Origin of the sequence: Staphylococcus taiwanensis, from assembly GCA_020544305.1 — a bacterium.
Classification (GTDB): Bacteria; Bacillota; Bacilli; order Staphylococcales; family Staphylococcaceae; genus Staphylococcus; species Staphylococcus taiwanensis.
Genome location: CP058667.1, coordinates 1,175,384 through 1,196,151 on the forward strand (window position 1 = coordinate 1,175,384; position 20,768 = coordinate 1,196,151).

The following is a 20,768-nucleotide window of genomic DNA, read 5'->3' on the forward strand; positions in this document are numbered from 1 at the left end:
CTATTTTCGTTAATTCACACAAAATCAATTGTAACAGTATTTTGTAAAGTGTCAATACATTTTCTTTATATAGATAATTGTTTTTCAATAATAGACACAATCGTTTCTAAACCGTGTTTATCTTTTTTAGAAAAACGTGCCTCAATAGGAGCATCAATATCTAGTACGCCAATAATTGTTCCATTAACATGAATAGGGACAACGATTTCTGATTTACTATTGGCATCACAAGCTATATGTCCCGGAAAGGCATGTACATCCTCTACAAGCTGAGTTGTATCGGTAGAAACTGCTGTACCACAAACCCCTTTACCAATTTCAATATGTACACATGCTGGGTGACCTTGGAAAGGACCTAGAATAAGTTCATTATTTTCTATTAAATAAAAGCCTACCCAGTTCACCTGATCTAAGTTGTCATTTAATAAAGCTGAAGTATTACTAAGTATAGCAATTAAATTAGTTTCATCTTCAATTAAGCTTGAGAGTTGTTTAGTTAATAAGTCGTAATTTGTATCTTTTATAGCTGGCATATGGATACCTCATTTTGTTATTTTGATTAAAAGTATAAATGGAAAAAATAATTCTATCAATTCATTCATTTACTATTTTATTGAAAGTATAAATTACGTTATAATGATGATAACATAGGAGGAGAATGAGATGGTTTTATACACTATATTAGCAATAATAGTCATCATACTGATAATTGTTGGTATCATGTTTTACTTGCGTTCAAATAAACGAAAAATTGTTGAAGACGCGGAAGAACGTAAATTAAAAATTCAAAAATTACCTTTCGAGGAAAATTTAGCTAAACTTTCTAAATTAAATTTAAAAGGTGAAACTAAAACAAAATATGATGCTTTAAAACAAGACACCCTAGATCATACAAACAATTATTTAGCACCGGTCGAAGAAAAAATCCATGACGCTGAGATTCAACTTGATAAGTTCAAATTTTCAGGTGCACAATCTGAAATTGATGATGCACATGAATTAATGGATAGATATGAAGCTGGATATCAAGCACAAGTGGATGAAGTTAGTGAAATTATTGGTTTACATAAAGAGAATGAACAAGTGTTCGAAAAATGTAAAACTGATTATCGTGAGATGAAACGAGATGTTTTAGCCAATAGACATCAATTTGGTGAAGCTGCTGCGCCATTAGAGAAGCGAATTGAATCATTTGAACCCGAATTAGAACAATATGAAGTGCTTAAAAATGAAGGGAATTATGTTCAAGCACATAATCATATTATGGGCCTAAGTGAATCTATTGATGAAATTAAAGAATATATGGATGAAATACCTGATTTAATTCGAGAAGCTCAAAAAGAATTGCCTGGACAATTTCAAGATTTAAAATATGGTTGTCGAGATTTAAAAGTTAATGGCTATGATTTAGATCATGTGAAAATTGATGGCACGTTACAAAGCTTAAAAACAGAATTAAGTTTCGTTGAACCTATGATTAGTCGTTTAGAGTTAAATGAAGCAAACGATAAATTAGAACAAATCAACGATAAACTTGATGAAATGTATGATTTAATTGAGCATGAAGTTAAAGCTAAAAATGAAGTTGAAGAAACGAAAGAGCAAATCACTGATGAATTATTTAAAGCACGAGAAATGAATTATACATTGAGAACTGAAATTGATTATATTCGAGAAAACTACTTTATTAATGAAAGTGATGTTCATAGTATTAGACAACATGAAAATGAAATTCAAAATTTAGTGGTTGTATATGATGAGATTCTAAAAGAAATGTCTAAATCTGCAGTTAGATATAGTGAAGTTAAAGATAACATAGAATATCTCGATGATCATGTAAAAGTCATCAATGATAAACAAGAAAAATTACAAAATCATCTTATCCAGTTGCGAGAAGACGAAGCAGAAGCAGAAGACAATCTTTTAAGAATTCAATCTAAAAAAGAAGAGGTTTATCGTCGTCTTTTAGCTTCAAATTTAACAAGTGTGCCAGAACGCTTTGTGATCATGAAAAATGAAATTGACCATGAAGTTCGTGAAACGAATGAACAATTTAGTGAACGACCAATTCATGTTAAACAATTAAAAGATAAAGTTGCCAAAATTGTTATTCAAATGAATACATTTGAAGATGAAGCAAATGATGTATTAGTAAATGCGGTTTATGCAGAAAGATTAATTCAATATGGTAACAGATATCGCAAAGATCATAATAATGTTGATAAAAGTTTAAATGAAGCAGAACGTTTATTTAAAAACAATAGATATAAACGTTCAATTGAAATTTCAGAACAAGCACTTGAAAGTGTAGAACCTGGCATTACGAAGTATATAGAAGATGAAATTACGAAAGAATAGGTAAAGTTAAATTATTTATTCTCTAACAAAGTAATCAATTAAAAACAGAATGATAAATTTATAGATTCAGATGAATCTGAGAGGGTTTGAATCTAATCTTTTCGGTTTCAGTCATTTTTACGAGAATAGGGTAAAGAAATTATTTTCAATTTCTGTCCTATTCTCGTCTTTTATTTTTAATGAAAAATAGTATAATGCTTGAGTATCGATTTTTATATTTAATAGAGGACATAGTAAAACAATAAACATGTTCTAATAATCACAAATTTAATTGGAAACTGAAAGTGAGTGTTGTAAGTGATATATTTCGATAATGCAGCCACTACTAAATCTCATAAAGAAGTATTGGATTCATTCTTGAAGGTTAATGAATCAGTTTATTTTAATCCTAATAGCCCACACAAAATGGGAATTCAAGGTGAAAAAGTATTACTGCAAGCGAAAGAACGTATTAATAATATAATGTCGTTAAATCATAAATATGATGTTATTTTTACAAGCGGGGCTACTGAATCAAATAACATTGCATTGAAAGGTGTAGCATATCGTAAAAAACAATTTGCTAATGAAATTATAACTTCTGTACTTGAACATCCATCTGTTTTAGAAGTTATGCGTCATTTAGAAGAAGAAGGTTTTAAATTAAAATATGTAAATGTAACAAGTGATGGATGCATAGATATGAATCATCTTGCTACACTTATGAATGATAGAGTTGGTCTAGTAACTTGTATGTATGTCAATAACATCATGGGTCAAATTCAACCTGTGGATAAGATTGTGGAATTATTAAAAAATTATCCTAAAGCACATTTACATGTTGATGCAGTTCAAGCTTTAGGCAAAATACCTATGAAATTTGAAGGCGTGAATAGTTTAAGTTTTAGTGGTCACAAATTTAATGGGTTAAAAGGGCAAGGGTTGTTATTAATTGATAATAAGGAAAAACTTGAGCCAATTGTTCATGGAGGCGGACAAGAGTATGGTATCCGAAGTGGAACGGTTAATTTACCAATAGACGTTGCATTAGTAAAAGCAATAGATTTAGCTATAAATCCCAATCTATTAGATTCACGCATTCAACGTCTTACATCTTTTAATAAAGAATTGCGAACGTTTCTAGATAATTATAAGGGTGTATATATTAATTCGCCTATAGATGGAGCTCCTCAAATTTTAAACATCGCTTTTCCTGGTGTAAAAGGAGAAGTTTTAGTAAATGCTTTTTCAAAATTTGATATTATGGTCTCTACTACAAGTGCTTGTTCCTCTAAAAGAGGAAAACTTAACGAAGTGTTACTTGCAATGGACATATCAGATAAGCGGATTGAAGGCAGTATTAGATTGTCATTTGGAGAAACTACTACCCAAGACGAAATTAATGAATTCAAAGAGAAATTTGAAAATATTTATTCCGAAATTAAGGAGTTGTTAAAATAAATGAAATTTGATCATTTATTAGTTAGGTATGGAGAACTAACATTAAAAGGAAGTAATCGTAAAAAGTTTGTTAATGCATTAAAAGACAATGTGATTTCATCATTAAAATCTCTAGAAGGTACACATGTTCAAGGAAAGAGAGATAGAATGTATGTTTCTCTCACTGAAGAAGCGGATTCCCAAGAAGTAATAAGTCGTTTATCTAAAATATTCGGGATAAAATCTATTAGTCCTGTTCATAAAACTACACAAGATATAGAAGATATAAAAAAATTATGTGTTGAACTTGCTCAAGATTTCAAAACAGGTGAAACATTTAAAATTGATGTAAAACGTGTAGATAAATCTTATCCATTAGATACCTATGCATTACAAAGAGAATTGGGTGGTACCATTTTGCAAGCAACAGAAGGTATTACAGTTGATGTGAAAAACCCTAATCATAATGTAAGAGTAGAAGTACGAATGGATGGCGTATATATATTCACTGAAGTGATTAAAGGTGCTGGAGGATTGCCAGTTGGTTCTGGAGGTAAAACATTATTAATGTTATCTGGTGGTATCGATTCTCCAGTAGCAGGTATGGAAATAATGAAACGTGGCGTTACAATAGAAGCAATTCACTTCCACAGTCCACCTTTTACGAGTGAAAAAGCCAAAGATAAAGTGATTGAATTGACACGTATCTTATCTGAACGTGTTGGGCCAATCAAATTACACATTGTCCCATTTACAGAGCTACAAAAACAAATCAATAAGGTTGTACATCCAAGATACACAATGACATCAACACGTCGAATGATGCTTCGAGTAGCAGATATCGTATTAGATCGAATTGGTGCCAATGCCATTGTAAATGGAGAAAATTTAGGACAAGTCGCGAGTCAAACACTTAAAAGTATGTATGCAATTAACGACGTGACTTCTACACCAATACTCAGACCACTTGTATCGCTAGATAAAGAAGATATTATTAAAAAAGCACGTGAGATAGGGACGTTTGACATATCTATTCAACCTTATGAAGATTGTTGTACTATTTTCACGCCTAAGAATCCGGTTACAGAACCAAATTTTGATAAAGTCATAAAATATGAAAGTGTGTTTAATTTTGATGAGATGGTTCAAAGTGCTGCTAATAACGTTGAAACGTTGATTATCAATAAAGATTATAAAACAGAAAAAGACAAAGACACTGATGCATTAATCGATGAATTATTTTAAAATTAAAGAAATTCATCTATAAATAAAGGGGGAATGCATCATGGAGATAACATTAAATGTGATTTTAATTATAATTGCGTTTGGATTTCTAGCTGCGTTTATTGATGCGGTTGTTGGTGGGGGTGGGCTCATTTCAATACCAGCTCTACTAGCAGTCGGAATGCCGCCATCTTTAGCACTTGGTACTAATAAACTGGCCAGCTCATTTGGTTCTTTAACTAGTGCGATAAAATTTATTCGATCAAAAAAAGTGGATTTACCTATCGTATTAAAACTATTCCCATTTGTATTTCTTTTTGCTGCAGGTGGTGCAAGTCTAGCAACATTTCTACCAGCTCAAGTACTAAAACCACTCGTAATCATTATTTTAACCTTAGTATTAATTTATACAATTTTTAAAAAAGAATGGGGTAATGTTCGTACTTTTTCAAAATTGACTATAGGTAAAGCTATTGTTTTTGTAACTTTACTATTAATCATTGGTTTCTATGATGGATTCTTAGGCGGAGGCACAGGGTCTTTCATGTTATTTGTACTACTCATGTTTGGATTTGATTTCTTAAGTGCAGCTGGAAATGCTAAAGTACTTAATTTTGCTTCAAATTTGGGGGCGTTGGTTCTATTTATAATACTAGGTCAAGTTGACTTTATTTATGGCTTTATTATGGCAATTAGTATGATAATAGGCTCATATATTGGTGCTCAATTTGCTATCAAAAAGGGCGTAGGCTATGTAAAAATACTATTTATTATAATTACAGCATTGCTTATTTTGAAAAATACTTATGACTACATAATGCAGCTTTTAAATCATTAAGGTGTTGGATTTGGTGAGTAATATCAAATAATTGATTTCACTTTTAAGGGTATCGTATTATAAAAGTATGATAAATAATTTATATAGGAGGTCATTTCAACATGACACAAATTACTTTTAAAAATAGCCCAATTCATTTAGCTGGTTCGGAAGTATCTGAGGGAGCACAAGCGCCTAATTTTAAAGTGCTTGATAATGATTTAAATGAAGTAAGCTTAGACAATTATAAAGGTCAAAAGAAACTTATCAGCGTAGTACCTTCTATTGATACTGGTGTGTGTGATCAACAAACACGCAAATTTAACGAAGAAGCTGCTCAAGAAGATGGTGTTGTATTAACCATTTCAGCTGACTTACCATTTGCACAAAAAAGATGGTGTGCTTCTAATGGTTTAGATAATGTAATTACTTTAAGTGACCATAAAGACTTATCATTTGGAGAAAATTATGGTGTTATCATGGAAGAATTAAGATTGCTAGCACGTTCAGTATTCGTATTAGACGAAAATGATAAAATTGTTTATAAAGAATTAGTTAGCGAGGGAACTGATTTTCCTAATTTCGAAGCAGCATTAGAAGCTTATCGTAACATTTAATATTATGATTTTAATAAAATAAGACATAGTGTGAAAGTGTCCATACTTATTTCAAAGATGTGAAAATTAGTGATTAGTTGTTCATTTTAAAGAAATAAAGACAATGGGCACTTTTTTATTGGAAAGGAATCAATTATGACTGAAGAACAAACAATTATGGAGAAACTATTTAGAACTTTAGATGAAAAGGCTAAAGCTTTAAATGATGAAAATGGGCAAAGTTTTATTGAAAATTTAGGACTTGCTATGGAATATGTATATCAAAATCAAAGAGACTTATTAGAACAAGCAACCTTACAAGATAGAAGAAAAGCCTTCCAATTTGCATATTTAAGTTTATTGCAAGAAGAAAATATACAAGCCAATCATCAAATTACTCCGGACTCTATTGGATTGATATTAGGATTCTTAGTTCAGAAGTTTACTGAACAAAATGATGAATTACATGTGGTTGATATTGCGAGTGGTGCGGGGCATTTGAGTGCATCCGTTAATGAAGTATTGAAAGATACTACTGTGATGCATCATTTAATTGAAGTAGACCCAGTGTTATCAAGAGTAAGTGTTCACTTAGCGAATTTCTTAGAGATTCCGTTTGATGTATATCCCCAAGATGCAATCATGCCTTTACCACTTGAAGAAGCAGATATCGTAATTGGCGATCTACCAATAGGTTATTACCCAGTGGATGAACGAAGTAAAGAAATGAAATTAGGATTTGATGAAGGACATAGTTATTCTCATCATCTATTAATTGAACAAGCCATAACTGCATTGAAACAATCTGGATTTGCATTTTTAGTTGTACCTAGTAATTTGTTTGAAGGTGATGAGGTAAAACAGTTAGAAAATTTCATTGCTACAGAAACAGAAATGCAAGCTTTTTTAAATTTACCTAAAACACTATTTAAAAATGAAAAAGCACGCAAATCTATATTGATTTTACAAAAGAAAGAAGCAAATAAAACTAAGCCGGTTGAAGTATTTCTTGCAAATATCCCTGACTTTAAAAATCTAAATCAATTCCAAGGTTTCATTACAGAGTTAAATAATTGGATGTCAGAAAATCATCCTAAAAAATAAACTGTGATATTCTTGAATTATAACTGTATTAATGGTTAAATTAATATGGATATTTAATTAATAAATTGGAGGACAATATATATGTCTAGTTTAGTTTTAGCGATTAATGCTGGTAGTTCTTCTTTAAAATTTCAACTTATTAGAATGCCTGAAGAAACACTAGTTACTAAAGGATTAATCGAACGTATCGGTATTAAAGATTCAATTTTCACTATTGAAGTGAACGGCGAAAAAATTAAAGATGTTAGAGATATAAAAGATCATGAAGAAGCAATTAATATTATGTTAGATAGCTTCAAAAAACATGGTATTATCGATAATATTAACGATATTGTTGGAACAGGACACCGTGTAGTACATGGTGGTGAATTATTCCCAACATCAGCTTTAGTTACTGATAAAGTTGAAGAACAAATTGAAGAATTAAGTGAATTAGCACCTTTACACAACCCTGCTAACTTAATGGGTATTCGTGCATTCAGAAAATTATTACCAAACATTCCTCATGTGGCAGTATTTGATACTTCATTCCATCAATCTATGCCTGAACAATCATATTTATATAGCTTGCCATACCAATATTACAAAGACTATGGCATCCGTAAATACGGTTTCCACGGTACAAGTCACAAATATGTTTCACAACGTGCTGCAGAAATCTTAGATAAACCAATTGAAGAATTACGTATTATTTCTTGTCATATTGGTAATGGTGCGTCAATCGCAGCAATTGATGGTGGAGAATCAATTGATACTTCAATGGGCTTCACTCCTTTAGCAGGTGTAACGATGGGTACACGTTCAGGTAATATTGACCCTGCATTGATCCCATTCATTATGCAAAAGACTGGCCAAAACGCTGAAGAAGTACTTAATGTATTAAATAAAGAATCAGGATTACTAGGTATTTCTGGTACTTCAAGTGACTTACGTGACCTTGAAAGTGATGCTGAAGCAGGTAAAGAACGTGCTCAACTAGCATTAGATGTATTTGCATCAAGAATTCATAAATACATCGGCTCATATGCAACTAGAATGCATGGCGTAGACGTTATTGTATTCACTGCAGGTGTAGGTGAAAACTCTTCAACAGTACGTGCAAAAGTATTAGAAGGATTAGAATTCATGGGAATCTATTGGGATCCTAAAAAGAACGAAGCAATTCATGGCGAAGAAGGATTCATTAACTATCCTCACTCACCAGTAAAAGTCCTTGTTATACCTACTAATGAAGAAGTAATGATTGCAAGAGACATCGTTAAATTCGGTGAATTATAATATTTAATTACAAAAATTTAAAAGTCTGGGACATAATTCCTAGCAAAATAGCCAGTAAATGAGTTTATTATAAATTCATTTACTGGCTTTTTTATTTACAATACTTCGTATTGTTGGCTCGCTTTCTTAGGGGACAGCTTCAGCCTGTAGTCTTCAGCTTGTCCTGTTCCCTCAAGAGTCTCGCCAAAACACTTTGTATTTATATGTAATTTTATATTAAAATAATTTAAAAAATAAGCACTTTCGTATAATTTAATAAACTTCACTAAACTTAATTAACGAGGTGCCATATTTATAAAGACTATAACATGACGCAACATACTCTACCAATGGAAACTTCAGTTCTTATACCCACTAATGATATTATAAAAAAAATCCCTAAGACTGAATTCGATGAATTCAGACATCGTCGTGGTACAACATCATACAATCCAAAAATGATGTTAAAAGTAATTCTATATGTCTACACACAATCTGTGTTTTCAGGACGTAAGATAGAAAAATTACTTAATGACAGCACTTGAATGAATAAAGTCAATTTCATAGTATGATACAAAAAGAAGGTAAAGTCAGGGGACTTTACCTTCAATATTACATTTAACTAGTGTAAATTAACTTAATTAAATATTATTTAAAATTATGAATATTGTTGACGAAATTCTGGAGTAGCAACTTCTGGTTGGAAATCTTCAGGAATTTCTTCTGTACGAACCACTAAAACATCACAAGGTGCGTGACGAACGATTGCCTCTGATACAGAACCAACAATAAATCTTTCAACAGCATTCAAGCCTGAAGTACCACACATGATTAAATCTACACCTAAATCACTTGCTAATTTTTTAGGGATAATTGCTTTCGGAGAACCAAATTCTAAACGTGTTTCAACATTTGTTACGCCTGCACGTGTAGCAACTTCTTGATAACCTTTTAAAAGTTCTTCAGAGAAACTTTTAGATTTCTCAGTAAATTGTGCATCATACACTTCATATGAAGAATACGTTCTTGAATCAATGATGTTGACAATAGTCAATTTTACGTCTACTGCTTTGTTGAAAGCCCATTCTGCTTCGTGTGAACCATCAACTGCGATTAAAATGTTTTTATAAGTTAACATTCTAATAACCCCCTTAGCTTTTCTTACTTATATAATACCACAAATGTCAGAATATTTATTTTTTATATTTTTACAATAATGTGTACTTTTTCTGATTGCGCTTTCATTAGTTTAGCGTTACGATGGTTGTGGAGGTGGATGGAATGAAAATTGGTATTCCAAAAGAGATAAAAAATAACGAAAATAGAGTTGGTTTATCACCAAGTGGTGTGCATGCATTAGTAGAACAAGGTCATACATTACTTGTTGAAAAAGATGCAGGTTTAGGTTCATTTTTTGAAGATGTTGATTACAAAAATGCAGGTGCTGAAATTGTATCAGAACAATCAGCAGTCTGGGATGTTGATATGGTAATCAAAGTTAAAGAACCTTTAGAAGAAGAATATAAATTCTTCAAAGAGGGATTAATTTTATTCACATACTTACATCTTGCTAATGAAGAAAAATTAACTCAAGCATTGGTTGACAATAAAGTAGTAAGTATTGCTTACGAAACGGTTCAATTACCTGACCGTTCATTACCATTATTAACACCAATGAGTGAAGTAGCAGGACGTATGTCTGCACAAGTAGGCTCACAATTCTTACAAAAATTTAACGGTGGAATGGGTATTTTACTTGGCGGCGTACCTGGAGTACCAAAAGGTAAAGTATCAATCATCGGTGGTGGTCAAGCTGGTACCAATGCAGCTAAAATCGCACTAGGTTTAGGTGCAGACGTAACTATTTTAGACGTTAATCCTAAACGTTTAGCTGAATTAGATGATTTATTTGATGGTCGTGTGAATACAATCATGTCTAACCCATTAAATATTGAAAATGCAGTTAAAGAAAGTGATTTAGTTATCGGTGCAGTATTAATTCCTGGTGCAAAAGCGCCAAGTTTAGTTACTGAAGACATGATTAAACAAATGAAAGATGGTTCAGTTATAGTAGATATTGCGATTGACCAAGGTGGTATTTTTGAAACTACAGATAAAATTACTACACATGATGACCCAACATATATTAAACACGGTGTCGTTCATTATGCAGTAGCAAATATGCCTGGTGCAGTACCACGTACATCTACAATTGCATTAAATAATGCTACACTTCCTTATGCACAATTATTAGCTAGCAAAGGTTATCGTGAAGCATTTAAAGCTAACCATGCTTTATCATTAGGTTTAAATACATTCAAAGGTCATGTTACACATAAAGGTGTAGCTGAGGCGTTTGGTTTAGAATATACTTCTGTTGAAGATGCGTTAAAAGAAGGTTAATTCATATAAATTCAAAAAGTGGTAACGGATAAGTTTTATATCCGTTACCACTTTATTATACAATTATTTTTCATAATGAGTTAAAATCTCATAACCACTTTCAGTAACTAAAATATCATCTTCAATACGTACACCAGCTACGTTTGGAACATAGATGCCTGGTTCAATTGTAATAACCATTCCCGCTTCCAATTGGTTCGTATTGGTACTTGAAACATCTTGATATTCATGTTCTTGAAGTCCAAGACCATGTCCAAGTCGATGAGGGAAGTAATCGCCATAACCTGCATTTGATATAATATCTCTAGCGATTTTATCTATTTCCTGTAATTGTACGCCAGCTTTAATAGCTTCTATAGCATTTGTTTCTGCCTCTAAAACAATATTATATATGTCTTGAGCTTTTTTAGAAGGCTCGCCAAATTTAACTGTGCGTGTCATATCACTGCAATAATGATTATAAATAACCCCTAAATCAAATAGGACATATTCATCATTCGCTAATTGTCTATCACCAGGCGTACCATGAGGTGAAGCAGCGTGGTCACCAAATAAGACCATTGTGTCAAAACTCATTTCACTTACACCATATTTTTTGATTTCATTTTCAATATGATTAACAACTTCTCTTTCAGTTACGCCTTCTTTAAGATATTCCACACCAATTTCAATACATTTATCAGCAAGTTCAGCAGCTTTTCTAATATTAATTATTTCTTCTTCACTTTTAATATTTCTTAAATCTTTAATGGTTTGATCGATATCTTCATAGGACTGAACTTTAAAATTTTGAGTTAGTTCACGTTGACGTTTGACTGTTAAATGTTCACTTTCGATTAATAGTTTGTTGAATGTACGTGGTTCTATTTCAAAAGGATTTTCAGTATCTAAGTAACCAATAATTTTACCATCAAATGGAGAAGCTTTAACTTCCTCAACTTCCATTTTAGGACAGTATAGTGTTGTTTCTCCGCTAGCTGTAATTAAAACTGCAAATAATCTTTCATGAGGTTCACTTCTATAACCTGTTAAATAAAAGACGTTAAGAGGAGTAGTAATCCATGCAGCATCTGCTTTTTCATTTTGTAATGCATTTACAATTTCTGTAATTTTAGTCATAATTATTTATCCTCCAAATATAAGAATAATTCAATTTTACGTCTAATATTATATATTTTCAAAGCTATTGTATAAAATAAGTAGAAATTTAGTTTTGTTTGTTATATCGCACTTAGGCTAGGGTATATTAAAAGTAATCAAGCTTTTAGGAGGCTGTAATTATGAAATTATCTTTTCATGGACAATCAACGATTTATTTTGAAGGTAACGGAAAAAAAGTAATTGTAGACCCATTTATTTCAGGAAATGATAAATGTGATTTAGATGAACAAACTTTAGATGTAGATTATATTATTCTAACTCATGGACATGCAGATCATTTTGGAGATGTAGTTGAATTAGCAAATCGTAATCATGCAACAGTAATTGGTTCAGCAGAACTACAAGGCTATCTAACAACTTATCATGGTATTGAAAATGTTCATGGTATGAATATTGGTGGTAAGGCGAAATTTGACTTTGGTACTGTAAAATATGTACAAGCATTTCATAGTTCTAGTTTCACGCATGAAGATGGAATACCAGTTTATTTAGGTATGCCTATGGGACTAATAATAGAAGCGGAAGGCAAAACAATCTATCATATGGGTGATACCGGATTATTTAATGATATGAAATTGATAGCTGAAAGACATCCAGTTGATGTTTGCTTTGTACCTATTGGCGATAACTTTACAATGGGTATTGATGACGCAAGTTATGCTATTAATGAATTTGTTAAGCCTAAAATTTCTGTACCAGTTCATTACAATACATTCCCACTTATCGAACAAAATCCTCAAGAATTTAAAGATGCTGTAACTGAAGGTGAAGTACAAATTCTTGAACCTGGTGAGTCTGTATCATTTTAATTAAAATCTAACATTGTAAAAATAGAAAACTCCTATTATTGTTGCTAAATGAGTTAGGGTTATTCAGCACATAATAGGAGTATTTTCATAATTAAGTTAATTAAATTTATTTTACGATTAAAACTGGAATAGTAGCACGTTTCGCCACTTTATGACTTACGCTACCTAATACAAATTTCTTTTGTGTTTCAGCCTTACGGTTACTTAAGACAACAATTTCATATTTACCACTATTAGCATGTTTAACTAATTCGTCTTTAGGATTACCACGCACAATAATTTGATCATAATCAATGCCGTAGTCTTCTAAAATAGTACGTGTCTTTTCAAGTTTGTGACTACGTTCTTCCGTCAATTCATTGATATGTGTACCTGCTTTAATTGATGCTTGTGCATCTTGCTCGCCAATAGCATTCAATATAGTAACAACTGTGTCAGGTCCAGCTAACTTTGAAACTTCTTTTAGTGCTTTTTCATTTTTTAATTGAGTATCTACGCCTAATAAAATATTTTTATACATAGGTAATCCCTCCTCATCTTTAATTATATATAATGTAATTTAATTTTTCCAATGAATATATTTTAAATTATTAAATAAAGTTTAAACTTAATTTGCAATCAAATAATCATATAAACTTGAGCTACAATGATTTTCTAAATCGATTTTTTTAGATTAAGAAGTTATAATATAAAAGACATTGTCCATTATGAAGAGGTATTATGAATGACTAAACATGAACAAATAATAGCACATATAGAATCATTGTCTGTTGGCCAGAAAATTTCTGTTCGAAAAATAGCTAAAGTAATGAATGTTTCAGAGGGAACGGCTTATAGAGCAATTAAAGATGCAGGTCAATTGGGATTAGTTACGACTATTGATAGAGTCGGAACCGTAAGAATCGATAAAAAAAGTCGAGGAGAAATTGAAAACCTTACTTTTAATGAAATTTTAAAAATAATAGATGGCGACGTTATTGGTGGTAAAGAGGGATTAATTAAGAGTGTATCAAAATTTGCAATAGGTGCAATGGAACTTAAAGATGTTGTAAGGTATTTGAGCCATCACACTTTATTGATAGTAGGCAATAGGCCAGATGTACAGTTAGAAGCTTTAAAAAGGGGAAGCGGCGTACTAATTACTGGAGGATTTAAAACGTCCAAGAAAATTATTGACTATGCGGATACTCATGACTTACCTTTATTATCATCAAATTATGATACTTTTCTAGTCGCTAATATTATTAATAGAGCAATGTATAATCAAATGATTAGAAAAGAAATATTGATTGTTGAAGATATCGTTAAACCTATAAATGATGTGACAGTAGTATTTGATGAAATGGGGATAGAAGATTATAAATCACGTGCTAAAGTTACTGGGCATTCACGGTTTCCAGTTGTTGATAAAGATTGGAAATTGGTAGGTATAGTTACTAGTAAAGAAGTCATTCAAATGCAAGAAGACGATCAAATTAGTAAAGTAATGACTAAACGTCCAATCAACGTTGAAATGACAACTACTGTAGCAAGCTGTGCGCATATTATGATATGGGAAGGTATAGAAATTTTACCTGTTACTAAAAATAAAAAGGCAATTGGTGTGATAACACGTGATGATGTATTGAAGGCGATGCAACTAATAGGGAGACAACCTCAAATAGGTGAAACGATTAATGACCAAGTTGCAAAACATATCGCAATTTCACAAAATGGAATTACAGTTGAAGTTTCACCACTTTTAACTAACCAATACGGAACTTTGAGTAAAGCAGTATTTGTAGCAATTATTGAGGAAACTATCAAGCACGAACTAAGAAAATATAAAAAAGTAGATGTAATGATAGAAAGTTTAAATATCATTTACATAAAAACCGTGCCTATTGAAACGTCCATAGAAGTAGAGTATGACATGCTTGATGTAGGAAGGAATTTTGCAAAATTAGAAGTAACTATGATGAGTGGTAATGAGAGAGTTGCCAATGCTATGATCATATGTCAAATGTTTGAAGACATTTAGCAAATTTATCAAATTAAAAATTAAAATTAGGAGTTTATATTATGGTGGAAATATTTAACGAAATAATGCAAAAAATAGAAGAAAACGATACGATAATTATTCATAGACACGTACGTCCAGATCCAGATGCTTATGGTTCACAATTAGGGTTAAAATTATATTTAGAGCGTAAATTTCCTAATAAAAAGATTTATGCTGTTGGTGAACCTGAGGTATCATTAGAATTTATAGGAGCATTGGACCAAGTTGAAGCTAGCATCTATGAAAATGCTTTAGTTATAGTTTGTGATACTGCCAATGCACCAAGAATTGATGATCAAAGATTTGCTAATGGAAAGGGTTTAATTAAAATTGATCATCATCCTGCTACTGATCAATACGGTGAAATTAATTATGTAAATACTGATGCATCTTCTACTAGTGAAATTATATTTGATTTCATCACACATTTTAATGATTTTAGCATAATTGATGAGCAAGTTGCTCGTGTTCTATATTTAGGTATAGTCGGAGATACTGGCAGATTCTTATTTAGTAACACAACGCCTCATACTATGGAAGTGGCAAGTCAATTATTAACATTCCCATTTAATCATAACGAAGAATTAAATAAAATGTCTGAAAAAGATCCGAAATTAATGCCTTTTCAAGGTTATATTCTTCAGAATTTTGAACTCAGTGATAATCATGAGTATTGTCAGGTTAGAATTACAAAAGACATATTAAAAAAATATCAAATACTTCCAAATGAAGCATCACAATTTGTCAATACTGTGGCTGATATAAACGGATTGAAAATATGGATGTTTGGTGTAGATGAAGGAGACCAAATTAGATGTCGAGTAAGATCTAAAGGCATTACAATTAATGACGTAGCGAATCAATTTGGTGGAGGTGGCCATCCAAATGCCTCTGGTGTCTCAGTATATAGTTGGGAAGAGTTTGAAACTTTAGCACAAGCTTTACGTCAAAAACTATAAAATAGGAAAGGAAGTCACATATGGTTGCACATTTAAATATTCATACTGCTTATGATTTGTTGAATTCAAGTTTGAAAATAAATGAAGTTATTAAAAAGGCTAAGCAAAATAATTATGATGCATTAGCAATCACAGATATGAATGTATTATATGGACTTCCTCAATTTTATGATGCTTGTGTGCAAGCCAAGATTAAACCTATATTTGGAATGACCATTCATTTAACAGATGGGTTAGAAACAGTTGAAACTGTAGTACTTGCTCGTAATAATGAAGGGCTAAAATCACTGTATCAATTATCTTCAGCCATTAAAATGAAAGAACGTGAAGTTACCCCACTTGAATGGTTACATAAATATTGTGATAATTTTGCTATCATTTTTAAAAATGTTACGAGTCGCCAAGCAATTATTGTAGATAGTTTTAATGACCATGAGTATATATATATCAACCATACAAGTGAATTAGAGTACTTTAATTTAAAAGTTGTTTGGCTTCAAAATGCTCGATATTTAGATAAAGAAGATGTCGAAACTATACCTGCGTTAGAGGCAATTAAAAACAATACTAAATTAGATTTAGTTCATAACAGCCAAGACTTAGGTGAACATTTTTTCTCAAAAGACGAATTGCAGGATTTAGAAATATCAAAAGAGATTTGGAATCATACGCTTGAATTAGCTGACATATGTTCAGCAGAAATTGAATATCATCAAAACTTATTACCTAAGTTTGATGCGCCATCTGGCCAAACGTCTAAAGATTATTTATGGACCGTTTTAACCAATCGACTTACTGAACAAAATTTAAATAACGATAATCGTTATGTGCAACGACTAAATCATGAATTTCAAATCATCACCGAAATGGGCTTTGAAGACTACTTTTTAATAGTAAGTGATTTAATTCATTATGCTAAAACGCATGATGTAATGGTGGGGCCAGGACGTGGTTCCTCTGCAGGGTCACTCGTTAGTTATCTTTTAGGTATTACCACTATTGATCCAATTAAGTTTAATCTTTTATTTGAACGTTTTTTAAATCCGGAACGTGTGACTATGCCGGATATAGATATAGATTTTGAAGATACACGTCGTGAACGTGTGATTCGTTATGTTCAAGAAAAATATGGTGAACACCATGTTTCAGGTATAGTAACTTTTGGACATTTATTAGCTCGAGCTGTAGCTAGGGATGTCGGTAGAATAATTGGTTTTGATGATATAACTTTGAATGAAATATCAAAATTAATACCACATCAATTAGGTATAACACTTGAACAAGCCTATCAAGATGAAAAATTCAAACAATTTGTACATCGTAATCATCGACATGAGAAATGGTTTGAAATCTGTAAAAAATTGGAAGGACTACCAAGACATACATCAACGCATGCTGCTGGTGTTATTATAAATGATCAACCACTGTATAATTATGCGCCGCTTACATTGGGAGATACAGGTTTATTAACGCAATGGACAATGACTGAAGCGGAGCGTTTAGGATTACTTAAAATAGATTTTCTAGGGCTACGTAATTTATCAATCATTCATCAAATTGTGAATCAAGTAAATAAAGATTTACATATAAAGATTAATATTGAGGAAATTCCTTTTGACAACGAAGCGGTGTTTGAATTGCTTTCAAGAGGGGATACCACAGGAATCTTTCAGTTAGAATCTGATGGTGTGCGTAAAGTTTTAAAAAGACTACAACCAGACCACTTTGAAGATATAGTTGCTGTAACTTCACTATATAGACCTGGTCCGATGGAAGAAATTCCAACATATATCTCACGGAGACATAAAAAAAGTGAAATTAATTATTTACATCCTGATTTAGAACCGATCTTAAAAAATACCTATGGCGTAATTATCTATCAAGAACAGATTATGCAAATTGCTAGTAAGTTCGCTAGTTTTAGTTATGGTCAATCAGATATTTTACGTCGAGCAATGAGTAAAAAAAGTCGTACTGTTTTAGAAAGTGAGCGTCAACATTTTATTGAAGGTGCCACTAACAACGGTTATGATGAAACAATTAGTAAACAAATATTTGATTTGATTCTCAAATTTGCGGATTATGGTTTTCCAAGAGCGCATGCAGTTAGTTACTCTAAAATTGCCTACATTATGGCTTACTTAAAAGTCCATTATCCAAACTATTTTTATGCCAATATTTTGAGTAATGTAGTAGGTAATGAGGTTAAAACTGCAATCATCATTGATGAAGCAAAAAACCAACAATTAAGTATATTACCGCCAAACATCAATGAAAGTCACTGGTTCTATAAAGCTACCGAATCTGATATCTATCTTTCTCTCGGTGCTGTTAAAGGTGTAGGTTATCAAAGTGTAAAATCCATTGTTGATGAAAGATATCAGAATGGAAATTACAAGGATTTCTTTGATTTTGCAAGACGTATACCTAAACGTATTAAAACACGTAAATTGCTTGAAGCATTAATATTAGTAGGGGCCTTCGACTCTTTTGGGAAAAACAGAGCAACATTATTAAGTACGTTAGATCAAGTACTAGACCAAGTATCTAATGTTGAACAAGATGACTTTTTATTTAATATGTTAACACCAAAACAATTTTATGAAGATAAAGAAGAATTTAATGATCAGATGCTTAGTAAATATGAAAAAGAATATTTAGGATTTTATATTTCTAATCATCCTGTAGAAAAACTGTTTTATAAAAAGCAATATCTTGGAATCTTTACACTTAGTAATATGCTTAATTCAAAACCAATTCTTGTTCAAGTTGATCAAATTAAGCAAATTAGAACTAAAACAGGTCAAAATATGGCTTTTCTATTGTTAAATGATGGTAGACGTTTAATGGATGGCGTTATTTTTCCAGATAAATTTAAACGCTATGAAACGCTTTTAGAAGAAGGTGGAATGTACATCATTCAAGGTAAACTTGAAAAGCGTAATCAACAATTACAACTTATAGTGAATACTGTTGAAACATTACAAACATTTGAAACGAATAAAATTAATAGTGCGAAACAGATTGTATTGAGGAATATAGTTGAATTGGAAGAAGTAAAACAATACTTGACGTCACAAAATGATTCAACCATGTTAGAAGTTCAGGTGTATAATGAACAAACTCAAAGCACTCAATATTTAGGATGTATTTCTAAAAATCAAGAAGCGTTAACACGCATGATTGAACGCTTCCATCCTAATGATATAAGAATTTTATAACTTTTATGTATAAAAAAATTATGATATAGTTAACTGATGATTAATAGAACAATGTCAACAGTTTATTTTATTTAGAAAAAATTTAATTTATAAAACAAACTAATTATTTTGTCATTATTGAAGCAATATACTAGTAAATAATCAGGGGTTGATTTGATGTCTTTAAGAGATGATGCATTACAAATGCATAAAGAAAATCAAGGTAAATTAGAAATTACACCTAATGTAAAAGTGACTAATAAAGAGGAGTTGAGCCTTGCTTATTCTCCAGGTGTTGCAGAACCATGTAAAGAAATTTATGAAGATCCTCGTACAGTTTATGACTATACAATTAAAAGAAATACAGTTGCAGTAGTAACTGATGGTACTGCTGTGTTAGGATTAGGTAATATTGGTGCTGCAGCTAGTATTCCAGTAATGGAAGGAAAAGCAGTTCTCTTTAAAAGTTTTGCAGGTATAAACGGTGTGCCTATCGCACTAGACACTAAAGATACTGAAGAAATTATTCGCACGGTGAAATTAATTTCTCCTAATTATGGTGGTATTAATTTAGAGGATATTTCAGCACCTCGATGCTTTGAGATAGAAGATAGATTAAAGAAAGAAACAAATATCCCAGTATTTCACGATGATCAACATGGTACTGCTATTGTAACTATGGCTGGTTTGATTAATGCTTTAAGAATCGTAAATAAAGATTTGTCTGATATTAAAGTCGTGTTAAACGGAGCTGGAGCAGCTGGTATCGCTATTGTAAAATTATTAGATTCTTATGGTGTAAGAAATATGATTATGTGTGACTCTCGAGGGGCTATCTTCGAAGGACGTTCTTATGGTATGAATGATACCAAAGACTATGTTGCTAAATTTACGAACAAAGATAAAATTGAAGGTTCTTTAAAAGATGTTATTAAAGATGCCGATGTATTTATTGGTGTATCAGTAGCTGATTTATTGTCTAAAGATATGGTTAAATCAATGGCTGATGATGCTATAATCTTCGCGATGGCTAATCCTGATCCAGAAATTAAACCTGATGATGCTAAAGATGCAGGAGCAAAAGTAGTAGGTACAGGTCGTTCAGATTTCCCTAACCAAATTAATAATGTACTTGCATTCCCTGGAATATTTAGAGGCGCATTAGATACAGAATCAACACATATTAACGAAGATATGAAAAAAGCCGCAGTGGAAGCTATAGCAGATTTAATTAAAAAAGATGAATTAAATCCGGATTATTGTATTCCTGGACCTTTCGACAAAAGAGTAGCACCTTCAGTTGCCCGTGAAGTTGCAAGAGCAGCTATGGAATCTGGCGTAGCGAGAACTGAAGTTGATCCTCAAAAAGTTTATGATAACACAATGAAATTAACTGATTTGAAATAATCAATCACTTTCA

At 31.7% G+C, this 20,768-nt stretch carries 17 protein-coding genes and 1 pseudogene; 14 read left to right on the plus strand and 4 right to left on the minus strand.

Features of this window, described 5'->3' with window-relative positions; translation table 11 throughout:
• Positions 1 to 65: 65 nt before the first annotated feature.
• Complete coding sequence (locus tag HYI43_05580) at positions 66 to 533, minus strand: GAF domain-containing protein (GenBank protein ID UDI78032.1); 468 nt, start codon at positions 531 to 533, stop codon at positions 66 to 68.
• Between the two features lie 130 nt (positions 534 to 663).
• On the opposite strand from HYI43_05580, the gene ezrA reads away from it, so the two are divergent.
• The 8 genes and pseudogenes from ezrA to HYI43_05620 all read left to right on the plus strand — a co-directional run bounded on the left by ezrA (position 664) and on the right by HYI43_05620 (position 9,314).
• On the plus strand, positions 664 to 2,358 hold the full coding sequence (gene ezrA / locus HYI43_05585; protein UDI78033.1) for a septation ring formation regulator EzrA: 1,695 nt from the start codon (positions 664 to 666) through the stop codon (positions 2,356 to 2,358).
• Positions 2,359 to 2,655: 297 nt separating this feature from the next.
• Positions 2,656 to 3,798: a cysteine desulfurase gene (locus HYI43_05590; protein ID UDI78034.1), complete on the plus strand. Its 1,143-nt coding sequence runs from the start codon at positions 2,656 to 2,658 to the stop codon at positions 3,796 to 3,798.
• The gene (gene thiI, locus HYI43_05595) at positions 3,799 to 5,022 is read left to right on the plus strand and encodes a tRNA 4-thiouridine(8) synthase ThiI (protein ID UDI78035.1); all 1,224 of its coding nucleotides are present in this window, start codon (positions 3,799 to 3,801) and stop codon (positions 5,020 to 5,022) included.
• Positions 5,023 to 5,062: 40 nt separating this feature from the next.
• The gene (locus tag HYI43_05600; protein ID UDI78036.1) at positions 5,063 to 5,839 is read left to right on the plus strand and encodes a TSUP family transporter; all 777 of its coding nucleotides are present in this window, start codon (positions 5,063 to 5,065) and stop codon (positions 5,837 to 5,839) included.
• A 101-nt stretch (positions 5,840 to 5,940) separates the two neighbouring features.
• On the plus strand, positions 5,941 to 6,435 hold the full coding sequence (tpx, locus tag HYI43_05605) for a thiol peroxidase (protein ID UDI78037.1): 495 nt from the start codon (positions 5,941 to 5,943) through the stop codon (positions 6,433 to 6,435).
• Between the two features lie 135 nt (positions 6,436 to 6,570).
• Positions 6,571 to 7,518 (plus strand): class I SAM-dependent methyltransferase, encoded by a 948-nt coding sequence (locus tag HYI43_05610; protein UDI78038.1) that lies wholly within the window; start codon positions 6,571 to 6,573, stop codon positions 7,516 to 7,518.
• An 81-nt stretch (positions 7,519 to 7,599) separates the two neighbouring features.
• Positions 7,600 to 8,796, plus strand: coding sequence for an acetate kinase (locus tag HYI43_05615; GenBank protein UDI78039.1), 1,197 nt, complete (start codon positions 7,600 to 7,602; stop codon positions 8,794 to 8,796).
• A 290-nt stretch (positions 8,797 to 9,086) separates the two neighbouring features.
• A pseudogene (locus HYI43_05620) lies at positions 9,087 to 9,314 on the plus strand (transposase).
• 119 nt (positions 9,315 to 9,433) lie between these two features.
• Here the strand turns inward: HYI43_05620 and HYI43_05625 are convergent.
• Positions 9,434 to 9,913: a universal stress protein gene (locus HYI43_05625; protein ID UDI78040.1), complete on the minus strand. Its 480-nt coding sequence runs from the start codon at positions 9,911 to 9,913 to the stop codon at positions 9,434 to 9,436.
• Between the two features lie 143 nt (positions 9,914 to 10,056).
• On the opposite strand from HYI43_05625, the gene ald reads away from it, so the two are divergent.
• Positions 10,057 to 11,178 carry an alanine dehydrogenase gene (ald, locus tag HYI43_05630; GenBank protein ID UDI78041.1) on the plus strand — a complete coding sequence of 374 codons (1,122 nt, stop codon included), beginning with the start codon at positions 10,057 to 10,059 and terminating at the stop codon, positions 11,176 to 11,178.
• Between the two features lie 63 nt (positions 11,179 to 11,241).
• Here the strand turns inward: ald and HYI43_05635 are convergent, their stop codons facing one another.
• Positions 11,242 to 12,297, minus strand: coding sequence for an aminopeptidase P family protein (locus HYI43_05635; GenBank protein ID UDI78042.1), 1,056 nt, complete (start codon positions 12,295 to 12,297; stop codon positions 11,242 to 11,244).
• Positions 12,298 to 12,458: 161 nt separating this feature from the next.
• On the opposite strand from HYI43_05635, the gene HYI43_05640 reads away from it, so the two are divergent.
• Positions 12,459 to 13,148 (plus strand): metal-dependent hydrolase, encoded by a 690-nt coding sequence (locus tag HYI43_05640; protein ID UDI78043.1) that lies wholly within the window; start codon positions 12,459 to 12,461, stop codon positions 13,146 to 13,148.
• A gap of 106 nt (positions 13,149 to 13,254) precedes the next feature.
• On the opposite strand, the gene HYI43_05645 is transcribed toward HYI43_05640, so the two are convergent.
• Complete coding sequence (locus tag HYI43_05645; protein UDI78044.1) at positions 13,255 to 13,668, minus strand: universal stress protein; 414 nt, start codon at positions 13,666 to 13,668, stop codon at positions 13,255 to 13,257.
• A 204-nt stretch (positions 13,669 to 13,872) separates the two neighbouring features.
• Here HYI43_05645 and HYI43_05650 point away from each other — a divergent pair, with 204 nt between their 5' ends.
• The 4 genes from HYI43_05650 to HYI43_05665 all read left to right on the plus strand — a co-directional run bounded on the left by HYI43_05650 (position 13,873) and on the right by HYI43_05665 (position 20,755).
• Positions 13,873 to 15,168 (plus strand): CBS domain-containing protein, encoded by a 1,296-nt coding sequence (locus HYI43_05650; protein ID UDI78045.1) that lies wholly within the window; start codon positions 13,873 to 13,875, stop codon positions 15,166 to 15,168.
• 41 nt (positions 15,169 to 15,209) lie between these two features.
• A complete protein-coding gene (locus HYI43_05655; protein ID UDI78046.1) occupies positions 15,210 to 16,148 on the plus strand; it encodes a bifunctional oligoribonuclease/PAP phosphatase NrnA in 939 nt (312 codons plus the stop codon).
• 20 nt (positions 16,149 to 16,168) lie between these two features.
• Positions 16,169 to 19,369, plus strand: a complete 3,201-nt coding sequence (locus HYI43_05660; GenBank protein ID UDI78047.1) for a DNA polymerase III subunit alpha — start codon at positions 16,169 to 16,171, stop codon at positions 19,367 to 19,369.
• A gap of 156 nt (positions 19,370 to 19,525) precedes the next feature.
• Positions 19,526 to 20,755 carry an NAD-dependent malic enzyme gene (locus tag HYI43_05665; protein ID UDI78048.1) on the plus strand — a complete coding sequence of 410 codons (1,230 nt, stop codon included), beginning with the start codon at positions 19,526 to 19,528 and terminating at the stop codon, positions 20,753 to 20,755.
• Positions 20,756 to 20,768 lie beyond the last annotated feature (13 nt).